The following is a 10,068-nucleotide window of genomic DNA, read 5'->3' on the forward strand; positions in this document are numbered from 1 at the left end:
GAGCGACGGTTCGTGGTGCGCGGATCGTAGCGGCGATCACCGCGGGCGCGACAGAGCCTCCGCGACAAGGGCGAGGTCGGCGTCCGAGGCCAACCCCGCGTGGTAGAGCCGCAGTTCCGTGGCGCCGAGGTCCGCGGCGCGAGCCGCGTCGGCGCCGAGCGTGGCGGGGCTGCCGCCCATGCCGCGTACGACGGTGAGGTTGGCGGCGAGGACGGCCTCGGCCCCGGCGTGTTCGGCGAACGGCGTCAGGGCCCGCGCGCCGCCCGTGCACGGCACGACCACGCCGTCGGCCACGGAGAGGATGTGCGCCGGGTCCACACCCGCGTTCGCCCCGCAGTGGTACGAGAGCGGGTCCGCGTGCAGCAGCACCTGGAAGCCCGGCGGGGCGGCCGCGCGGACGGCGCCGATGGCGGCCTCTTGGAGCGTGCGGGCCGTTTCGTCCCGCCACGCGCGCGTGGCCTGTGCCGTGTCCGTGCCGATGAGCTTCTCGACGGCAGCCCAGCCGGTGCCCTCGGCCTCGCCGCGCCAGACGGGCTCCAGGGCGTGCCGGACGGAGGCGGCCAGCTCGTCCGGGTCGAGGCCCGCTCCGTCGTACCCCGCACGGCAGGAGGGGCAGAAGCACAGGGACATCAGATACTGGCCCGCCTCGCCGAGACCGACGCCCGCGGTCTTGTCGTGGGCGTGCAGATGCGCGAGTCCGTACCAGCCGCACGACTCCAGTTCGGTGCCGTGCGCTCCGGGGCGCACGGCGGCCTCCGCGGCGAGGTCGACGAGGTACGCGCGCGTGGCGTGCTGCGCGATGCACGGCGCCCAGGGGTAGCGGTCTCCGTAGGCGTTGACCACGGAGGTGGCCGGATGGTCGTCGCCCATACGGGAGTTGTGCGCGAGGACGACCCAACTGTGCACGTCGAGCCCGGCGGCGGCCAGCGCCTCCGCGGCCGCTCCGTAGGCGTCACCGGGAGCCCAGTCCCCGGCGGTGTACGGCCGCAGCTCGCGCCCCCGCCACCGCTCGCCCGGCGGGTAGAGCACGGCGGCGTGCGCGGCCGTGACGATCCGGTGGCGCGGGTGGCGCGGGGTCAGCGCGCGCGTGGAGTGGTAGGCGGAGGCGAGGGTGACCTGCCGGACACCGAGAGCGGCGAGGCGTGCGGGCGCGTCGGGGTCACCGACGACGTCCCAGGGATAGAGGAACGCGGCGGCCTTCACGCATCCACCCCCGGGTCACCGGCGGCCCCATCACCGGCGGCCTCGTCGCCCAGCAACTCGCGGCCGCGCTCCACGAGCTCCGCGAGCCGCTTGACGTGTTCGTCGGCGGGCTCGTGCAGCGGCGGGCGTACGGGGCCGACGTCGAGGCCGCCGAGGCGTACGCCCGCCTTGACCAGGGAGACGGCATAGCCGCGGCCCAGGGCACGCAGCTCCACGAAGGGGCGGTAGAAGCCGTCGATGAGGCGGTTCACGGTGGCGTCGCCCTGCGGGGTCCCGGCGTTGAACGCCCGGTGGAAGGCGAGCGCGATGTCCGGTGCGAAGCAGAAGACGGCCGAGGAGTAGAGGCTCACGCCGATGCCTCGGTAGGCGAGGCCGGTCAGTTCGGCGGTCGGCAGTCCGTTGAAGTACAGGAAGTCACCCGGCACCTCGCCGCGCACCGCGCTGACAGTGCGCTGCATCAGGTCCAGGTCGCCGAGGCCGTCCTTGAAGCCGATGACGCCCTCGGCACGGGCGAGTTCGACGACCGTCCCTGGGGTGAAGACGGCGTTGTCGCGCTGGTAGACGATGACGTCCAGGGACGTGGCGGCGGCCAGTTCGGTGTAGTGCCGGAGCAGCCCCTCCTGCCCGGCGACGACGAGGTAGGGCGGCATGGCGAGCAGCCCGTCGGCGCCCGCCTCCTCGGCCAGTCGCGCGTACCGCACGGCGAGCGCGGTGCCGTACCCGGCGCCCGCGACGACCGGCACGCGCCCCGCCGCCTCCTCGACGGCGGCCGCGACGCACTCCTGGAACTCCTCGGGCGTCAGGGCGTGGAACTCGCCCGTGCCGCAGCAGGCGAAGACGGCCGCGCAGCCCGCCTCGACGCCGCCGCGCACATGGGCGCGGAAGGCGTCCAGGTCGACGGAACCGTCAGGTCCGTACGCGGTGACCGGGAAGAACAACGGCCCGCTGGGGACGCGAAGTCGGGAAGCGAGAGGGGCTGACGTCACGGGCTCTCCCTAGGCGTGCGCGTGTGCCGTATGAGTGTGCACGTGAGCGTGCACGTTTCTGATTGGTGTCCATATCCCTGAACGCGACCACGCTAAGGCGCGCCCGCGGGCCGGTCAAGCGGAGGAACTCCCCGCCCTGGAGCGGATTTACCGCCTCCGCGAGAGACTTGACGCGGCACGATCGAGATCCCTAGCGTGTCTACACATGTGAATCCCGTTGTCTACATGTGAATCCCGTACGTGGATACATACGGCCGCACAAGGAGATCCCCGCATGCCCGCTCCCCGCACCGTCCTGCTCACCGGCGCCGCCGGCGGCCTCGGCACGCTGATGCGCGGGCTCCTGCCGGCCTACGGCTACGACCTGCGCCTGCTCGACATACGCGGCATCGACGGCGAGCCGGACGCGGTCACCGCCGACCTCGCGGACAAGGACGCGCTGCGCGAGGCCGTGCGCGGGGTCGACGCGGTCCTCCACCTGGCGGGCATCTCCCTGGAGTCCACCTTCGACAAGATCCTGAAGGCCAACATCGAGGGGACGTACAACCTCTACGAGGCGGCCCGCGCGGAGGGCGTCCGGCGCATCGTCTCCGCCTCCTCCAACCACGCGGTGGGCTTCACTCCGCGACCGCGGGACGACGACCCGCTGATCCCGGTCGACACCCCGCACCGCCCCGACACGTTCTACGGCCTGTCGAAGTCCTTCGGCGAGGACCTCGCCCAGTTCTACTGGGACAAGTACGGCATCCAGACCGTCTCCGTCCGCATCGGATCCTGCTTCCTGGAGCCGACGAACGTACGGATGCTGTCGGTCTGGATGAGCCCCGGCGACGGCGCGCGGCTCTTCCACGCGGCGCTCACCGCCGAGGACGTGCGGCACACCGTCGTCCACGGCTCGTCCGCCAACACGCGCCTGTGGTGGGACCTCTCCTCGGCGCGGGCGCTCGGTTACGACCCTCAGGACGACTCCGAACAGTACGCGGAGAAGCTCATCGCCGAGCAGGGCGAACTGGACCCCGCCAACCCCGACCACGCGCACCTGGGCGGCCACTTCTGCACCAACCCGCCGGTGTGGCCGTACTGAACCAGTAGGCCGGTTCGGGCGGCGAGCGGGCAGCCCTCGACCCGAAACGGGCGTGCGCGCCGCCCGAGCCGCAGGCCCCCGCCCCGACGAGCGGGCACAAACGGGCAGCATCACGCCCGCTGCGCACCTGGTCACGCCCCTGCCCGCGCTGTAGAACTTCCCCACAGGGCCCGAACGGGCACGCTGTGACCCAGGGGAAGAAGGTGGCGCCGATGACCGCGGAGGAACGTCAGCGGCGGATCGTCAACGCGGCCCGCCACTCCGGCTCCGTCGACGTGACGGCGCTCGCCGCCCAGCTCGGCGTCGCGAAGGAGACCGTCCGCCGCGACCTGCGCGCCCTGGAGGACCACGGCCTGGTCCGCCGCACCCATGGCGGCGCCTACCCCGTGGAGAGCGCGGGCTTCGAGACCACCCTCGCCTTCCGCACGACCATGCACGTCCCCGAGAAGCGACGCATCGCCGCCGCCGCGGCCGAGCTGCTCGGCGACGCCGAGACGGTCTTCGTCGACGAGGGGTTCACGCCCCAGCTGATCGCCGAGGCGCTGCCCGGGGCCGCGGCCGGGCGCGCGCTGACCGTCGTCACCGCCTCGCTGGCCACCGCGGGCGCCCTCGCGGAGGCGGAGAACGTCACCGTGCTGCTGCTCGGCGGGCGGGTCCGTCCGGGCACGCTCGCCACCGTCGACCACTGGACGACCCGCATGCTGGCCGGGTTCGTCATCGACCTGGCGTACATCGGCGCCAACGGCATCTCCCGCGAGCACGGCCTGACGACGCCGGACCCGGCGGTCAGCGAGGTGAAGGCGCAGGCGATCAGGGCCTCGCGGCGCACCGTCTTCCTCGGCGTGCACACCAAGTTCGGCGCGACGAGCTTCTGCCGGTTCGCCGGGATCGGCGACCTGGACGCGATCGTCACGAGCAGTCGCCTGCCCGCCTCCGAGGCCCACCGCTACTCCCTTCTCGGCCCCCAGGTCATCCGCGCCTGACGGCCGCTTCCCGCCCTGCCCGGTACCACCCGGACCTCCCCACACCTCCGCATGCCCCAAATATCCCTAAATCTCCCCTATATCCAGGAGCGATTCATGCGAACCCCGAGCCGACGGAGGGCGCGCGCGTTCGCCGCGGCCGCCGCAGGGACGCTGCTCGCCCCGCTGCTCGCCGGCTGCTGGGCCGGCGCGGGCGGGGCCGGTTCAGGCGACTCCCTGAACGTCCTCATGGTGAACAACCCGCAGATGGTGGAGTTGCGCAAGCTCACGGCCGCCCACTTCACCAAGGAGACGGGCATCGAGGTGAACTTCACCGTCCTGCCGGAGAACGACGTCCGCGACAAGATCAGCCAGGACTTCGCCAACCAGGCCGGGCAGTACGACGTCGCCACCCTCAGCAACTACGAGATACCGATCTACGCCAGGAACGGCTGGCTGCACGAGGTCGGTTCGTACGCCCGCGAGGACACGGCGTACGACGAGAAGGACATCCTGCCGTCCATGCGCCAGTCCCTCACCGGGGAGGACGGCAAGCTCTACGGACAGCCCTTCTACGGAGAGTCGTCCTTCCTGATGTACCGCAAGGACGTCTTCGAGAAGGCGGGCCTGACCATGCCCGAGCACCCCACCTGGCAGCAGGTGGCGAAGCTCGCCGCCCAGGTGGACGGCGAGGAGCCGGGGATGAAGGGCATCTGCCTGCGCGGCCTGCCCGGCTGGGGCGAGCTGATGGCGCCGCTGACGACCGTGGTGAACACCTTCGGAGGCACGTGGTTCGACAAGGACTGGAAGGCCCGCCTCGACTCCCCCGAGTTCGAAAAGGCAACTCGCTTCTACGTAGACCTCGTCCGCGCACACGGCCAGTCCGGGGCCGCGCAGTCCGGCTATGCCGAGTGCCTCAACAACCTCACCCAGGGCAAGACCGCCATGTGGTACGACGCGACGGCCGCCGCCGGTTCGCTGGAGTCCGCCAGGTCCCCGGTGAAGGGCAAGATCGGCTACGTACCGGCCCCCGTGGTGCGGACCGAGAGCTCCGGGTGGCTCTACACCTGGGCCTGGGGCATGCAGAAGACCTCGCGGAACCCGGACAATGCCTGGAAGTTCATCTCCTGGGCGTCCGGCAAGGAGTACGAGAAGCTCGTCGGCGAGAAGACCGGCTGGTCGAACGTCCCCGCGGGCAAGCGCGCCTCTACGTACGCGAACCCCGCCTACCGCAAGGAAGCCGCCGCCTTCCAGGACGTCACCCGCGCCGCCATCGAAGGAGCCAGGCCCCGCGACCCCGGCGTACAGCCCCGCCCGGCGCCCGGCATCCAGTTCGTCGGCATCCCCGAGTTCACCGACCTCGGCACCAAGGTCTCCCAGGAGATCAGCGCGGCCATCGCGGGACGGCAGTCCGTCGACGCGGCCCTGAGCAAGTCCCAGAAGCTCGCCGAGAAGATCTCCGAGGAGTACGAGGGACGATGACCGCCACCGCCACCAGCACCGCCACGGTCGGCCACGCGCGCGTGCCCGCCGCGAAGACCCCGGGCCGCTTGCGCGCCTGGGCCACCAGGGCGCCCCTGCTGCCCGCCCTCATCTTCATGATCGCCGTGACCCAACTGCCGTTCGTGGCCACTCTGGTGATCTCCTTCTTCGACTGGAACGCCCTCTACCCGGACGCGCGCGGCTTCACCTGGTTCGCCAACTACTCCGAGGTCCTCACCGACCCCGACCTGCGCAAGTCCGTCCTGACCACGATCCTGCTCACAGCCTCCGTCGTCCTCGCGAGCCTGGTCGTCGGGCTCGGCCTCGCGCTGCTCCTTGACCGGAAATTCAAGGGGCGGGGGCTCGTGCGCACGCTGCTCATCGCGCCGTTCCTGCTGGTGCCGGTGGCCGCCGCGCTGCTGTGGAAGCACGTGCTCTACAACCCCGAGTACGGCCTCTTCAACGGCCTGCTGCACTGGGTGGGCGGTAACGGGGCCGCGCAGCCCGACTGGATCTCCGACACCCCGCTCCTGGCCATCGAGGCCTCCCTGGTGTGGCAGTGGACGCCCTTCATGATGCTGATCCTGCTCGCGGGGCTGCAGAGCCGCGACACCGAGCTGATCGAAGCGGCCCGCATCGACGGCGCGAGCGACTGGCAGGTCTTCCGCCATCTGACACTGCCCCACCTGCGCCGCTACCTCGAACTGGGCGCGCTGCTCGGCTCGATCTACATCGTGCAGAACTTCGACGCCGTCTTCACCCTCACCTCGGGCGGCCTCGGCACGGCGAACCTCCCCTACACCGTCTACCAGAGCTTCTACCAGGCGCACGAGAACGGCCTGGCCTCCGCGGCCGGCGTGCTCGTCGTCATCGGCTCCCTCGTCATCGCGACCTTCGCGCTGCGGGTCGTCTCGTCCCTGTTCCGTGAGGAGGCCTCTCGCTGATGGCCGTACCCGTGAAGGCCCGTCCCCGCGCGCGTGGGTCCGTACTCGGCCTGACCGCCTGGCTCGCCGGGATCCTGTTCTTCCTGCCCATCGCCTGGATGGCGCTGACCTCCTTCCACTCGGAGGAGGACGCCGCCACCAACCCGCCCTCGCTCGCCGCCTCGCTCACCCTCGACGGCTACCGCGAGTTCTTCGGGGCGGGCGGCGGCGCGAGCCCCTGGCCGTCGCTCATCAACTCCACCGTGGCCTCGGTCGCCTCGACCCTGTGCGTGCTCGTGCTGGCCCTGCCCGCCGCGTACGCCCTGTCCATCAGGCCCGTGAAGAAGTGGACAGACGTGCTCTTCTTCTTTCTGTCGACGAAGATGCTGCCGGTCGTGGCGGGTCTGCTGCCCCTCTACCTCTTCGCCAAGAACACCGGGCTGCTCGACAACATCTGGCTGCTCGTCCTGCTCTACACCTCGATGAACCTGCCGATCGCGGTGTGGATGATGCAGTCCTTCCTCGCCGAGGTGCCGAAGGCGGTCATCGAGGCCGCGCAGATCGACGGGGCACGGCTGCCGACCGTCCTCACGCGCGTGGTGGCGCCCATCGCGCTGCCGGGCATCGCCGCGACCTCCCTGATCTGCTTCATCTTCAGCTGGAACGAACTGCTCTTCGCACGGGTGCTCACGGGCGTCGTCGCCCAGACCGCGCCCGTCTTCCTGACCGGCTTCATCACCAGCCAGGGCCTGTTCCTGGCGAAGGTGTGCGCCGCGTCGCTCGTGATCTCCCTGCCGGTGCTCGCCGCGGGGTTCGCCGCCCAGGACAAGCTGGTCCAGGGCCTGTCGTTGGGAGCCGTGAAATGAAGGCCGCGATCGTCGAGTCAGTGGGCAAGGTCGTCGTCGGCGAGGTGCCCGACCCGGCGCCCGGACCCCGTGACGTCGTCGTGGAGGTCGCCGCGTGCGGCCTGTGCGGCACCGATCTCCACATCCGCCAGGGCGAGTTCGCGCCGACGCTGCCAGTGGTGCCCGGCCACGAGTTCGCCGGCACCGTCGTGGAGCGGGGCCGCGACGTCACCGACCTCGGCATCGGCGACCGGGTCGCCGTCGACCCCTCGCTGCACTGCCACGAGTGCCGCCAGTGCCGGGCCGGACGGGGCAACCTGTGCGAGCGGTGGGCCGCCATCGGAGTGACCACGGCGGGCGGCGCCGCCCAGTACGCCCTCGCACCCGCCGCCAACTGCGTGCGCCTGCCCGATCACGTACGCACCCAGGACGCCGCCCTCATCGAGCCGCTGTCCTGCGCGGTGCGCGGCTACGACGTCCTGCGGTCGCGGCTCGGCGCGCATGTGCTGATCTACGGCTCCGGGACGATGGGCCTGATGATGCTGGAGCTCGCCAAGCGGACCGGCACCGCGAGCGTCGACGTGGTCGACCTCAACCCGGAGCGGCTCGCCACGGCGGCGCGGCTCGGCGTCTCGGCCTCGGCGGCCGACGCCGACGAGCTGGACCGGCCCGGCGGCTGGGACGTGGTGATCGACGCGACGGGCAGCGCGGCCGCCATCCAGGACGGCCTCGACCGGGTCGCCAAGGCGGGCACCTTCCTGCAGTTCGGTGTCGCCGACTACGCCACACGCGTCACCATCGACCCGTACCGGATCTACAACCAGGAGATCACCATCACCGGGTCGATGGCGGTCCTGCACAGCTACGAGCGGGCCGCCGAGCTGTTCGCGGCGGGCGTCCTCGACCCGGAGGTCTTCATCAGCGACCGGCTGCCGCTGGACGACTACCCGCGGGCGCTTGACCAGTTCGCCGCCGGGGTGGGCCGGAAGATCATTGTCGTGCCGTAATCCGCTACCGCGGCGGCATGGCCGGGACATACGCTCCCGGCCATGCCGAGACCTCATGGATTCACCTACGAACAGCGCGCCGACGGCGCCGTCGTCATAACCCACGGCGCACGCGCCGCCGGAACGCTGCGCGGCCCCCGCGCCGAACAGTTCCTCGCCGAGGTGGCGGGCGGGGACCCGCAGCTGGTCATGGCCCGCTGGACCGGAAACTACAAGCGCGGCAACGAACGGTCGGCGCGGGCGCACCCTCGTAACCGCGCCTGAGAAAAACCTTGCGCGGGTAAGGGAACGGCAAAGCGGGGTCGTTCGTTACCCCTGGCATGACAGCTATGACCCCCGGCTCGAACATCCCGCTGACCGCCGCCCGCGTCGCGGTGGACGTCGCCGCTCCTGTGCGGCTCGACGTATCGGGCCTGCTGCTCACCGCCGACGGCAAGGTGCGCTCCGACGACGACTTCATCTTCTTCAACCAGCCCTCGGGCCCCGGTGTGACCTACCAGTCGGGCGGCGGCACGACCCCCGACAAGATCACCGTGGACACCTCCTCCGTGCCGTCCGGCATCGAGAAGATCGTCGTGACCGCGAGCCCGGACGCGGCCGGCCAGAGCTTCCAGGGCGTCGAGCCCACCGCCACGATCCGCAACGCCGACGACGGCTCGGTCCTCGCGACGTTCACACCGCCGCAGCTCGGCTCCGAGACGGCCCTGGTGATCGTCGAGATCTACCTCCGCAACGGCGCGTGGAAGGCCCGCGCGGTCGGCCAGGGGTACTCCAACGGCCTCGCGGGCATCGCGACAGACTTCGGCGTCTCGGTCGAGGAGCCCGCCCCGGCCCCGGCCGCTCCGGCCGCCGCGCCCGCCGCCCCGATGGCTCCCCCGGTGGGACAGCCGGTCCAGGGCCCGCCCCCGCCGGCCGCCGCTCCCCCGGCGCCCGCCGCGCCCGCGCCCGGCTCGGGGAAGATCAACCTGGACAAGGGCCGGGTCAGCCTCCAGAAGAACCAGACGGTGTCGCTGGTCAAGGGCGGCAAGCCGCTGCTCTCCCAGGTCAAGATGGGCCTCGGCTGGGAGCCCGCGTTCCGCGGCAAGGACATCGACCTGGACGCCTCCGTCATCGCGTACGGCCCGCAGCGCAACCACGTGGACAGCTGCTACTTCGGCAAGCTGTCGATCGTGAACGGCGCGATCAAGCACTCCGGCGACAACCTCACGGGCGAGGGCGGCGGTGACGACGAGGTGATCGTCGTCGACCTCGGCCGTCTCCCGCAGGACGTCACGGGCCTGGTCTTCACGGTGAACTCGTTCTCGGGCCAGAAGTTCACGGAGGTCGCGAAGGCGTACTGCCGCCTGATCGACGCGGCCTCCGGCGAGGAGCTGGTCCGCTTCGACCTGACCAACGCCGAGGCACAGACGGGCGTCATGATGGCCAAGCTCATCAAGCAGTTCACCGGCGAGTGGGAAATGACCGGTATGGGGCAGTTCGTCAAGTCCCGCACGGTGCGCGGCATGGTGAAGCCGGCCGCGCAGGCGCTGTAGGGCACACCACAGACGTGAGGGGCGGCGGGCCGTGTACACGGCCC

General features: G+C 71.2%; 10 protein-coding genes. 8 read left to right on the forward strand and 2 right to left on the reverse strand.

All coding sequences use genetic code 11. The features are described from left to right. Window positions 1-36 precede the first annotated feature (36 nt). Window positions 37-1,203, reverse strand: coding sequence for a hypothetical protein (locus ACWDVB_RS28750; protein WP_451517520.1), 1,167 nt, complete (start codon window positions 1,201-1,203; stop codon window positions 37-39). Continuing rightward, complete coding sequence (locus ACWDVB_RS28755; RefSeq protein WP_451517521.1) at window positions 1,200-2,189, reverse strand: 5-dehydro-4-deoxyglucarate dehydratase; 990 nt, start codon at window positions 2,187-2,189, stop codon at window positions 1,200-1,202. The genes ACWDVB_RS28750 and ACWDVB_RS28755 overlap by 4 nt, the downstream gene beginning before the upstream one ends. Window positions 2,190-2,463: 274 nt before the next feature. Here ACWDVB_RS28755 and ACWDVB_RS28760 point away from each other — a divergent pair, with 274 nt between their 5' ends. The 8 genes from ACWDVB_RS28760 (at window position 2,464) to ACWDVB_RS28795 (ending at window position 10,024) form a co-directional block, all read left to right on the forward strand. Continuing rightward, the gene (locus ACWDVB_RS28760) at window positions 2,464-3,273 is read left to right on the forward strand and encodes an NAD-dependent epimerase/dehydratase family protein (RefSeq protein ID WP_451517522.1); all 810 of its coding nucleotides are present in this window, start codon (window positions 2,464-2,466) and stop codon (window positions 3,271-3,273) included. Between the two features lie 212 nt (window positions 3,274-3,485). Beyond that, window positions 3,486-4,256 carry a DeoR/GlpR family DNA-binding transcription regulator gene (locus ACWDVB_RS28765; protein ID WP_451517523.1) on the forward strand — a complete coding sequence of 257 codons (771 nt, stop codon included), beginning with the start codon at window positions 3,486-3,488 and terminating at the stop codon, window positions 4,254-4,256. Between the two features lie 96 nt (window positions 4,257-4,352). Next, window positions 4,353-5,717: an ABC transporter substrate-binding protein gene (locus ACWDVB_RS28770; protein ID WP_451517524.1), complete on the forward strand. Its 1,365-nt coding sequence runs from the start codon at window positions 4,353-4,355 to the stop codon at window positions 5,715-5,717. After that, complete coding sequence (locus tag ACWDVB_RS28775) at window positions 5,714-6,661, forward strand: carbohydrate ABC transporter permease (RefSeq protein ID WP_451517525.1); 948 nt, start codon at window positions 5,714-5,716, stop codon at window positions 6,659-6,661. The genes ACWDVB_RS28770 and ACWDVB_RS28775 overlap by 4 nt, the downstream gene beginning before the upstream one ends. Next, window positions 6,661-7,506 carry a carbohydrate ABC transporter permease gene (locus ACWDVB_RS28780; RefSeq protein ID WP_451517526.1) on the forward strand — a complete coding sequence of 282 codons (846 nt, stop codon included), beginning with the start codon at window positions 6,661-6,663 and terminating at the stop codon, window positions 7,504-7,506. Before ACWDVB_RS28775 ends, ACWDVB_RS28780 begins: the two co-directional genes overlap by 1 nt. Further along, window positions 7,503-8,492: a zinc-dependent alcohol dehydrogenase family protein gene (locus ACWDVB_RS28785; protein WP_451517527.1), complete on the forward strand. Its 990-nt coding sequence runs from the start codon at window positions 7,503-7,505 to the stop codon at window positions 8,490-8,492. Before ACWDVB_RS28780 ends, ACWDVB_RS28785 begins: the two co-directional genes overlap by 4 nt. Window positions 8,493-8,534: 42 nt before the next feature. After that, entirely contained in the window at window positions 8,535-8,756 is a 222-nt protein-coding gene (locus ACWDVB_RS28790) for a hypothetical protein (RefSeq protein ID WP_451517528.1), read from the forward strand. Between the two features lie 65 nt (window positions 8,757-8,821). After that, window positions 8,822-10,024 carry a TerD family protein gene (locus tag ACWDVB_RS28795; RefSeq protein WP_451517531.1) on the forward strand — a complete coding sequence of 401 codons (1,203 nt, stop codon included), beginning with the start codon at window positions 8,822-8,824 and terminating at the stop codon, window positions 10,022-10,024. Window positions 10,025-10,068: the final 44 nt, after the last annotated feature.

This window comes from Streptomyces sp. NPDC003379, assembly GCF_053589195.1.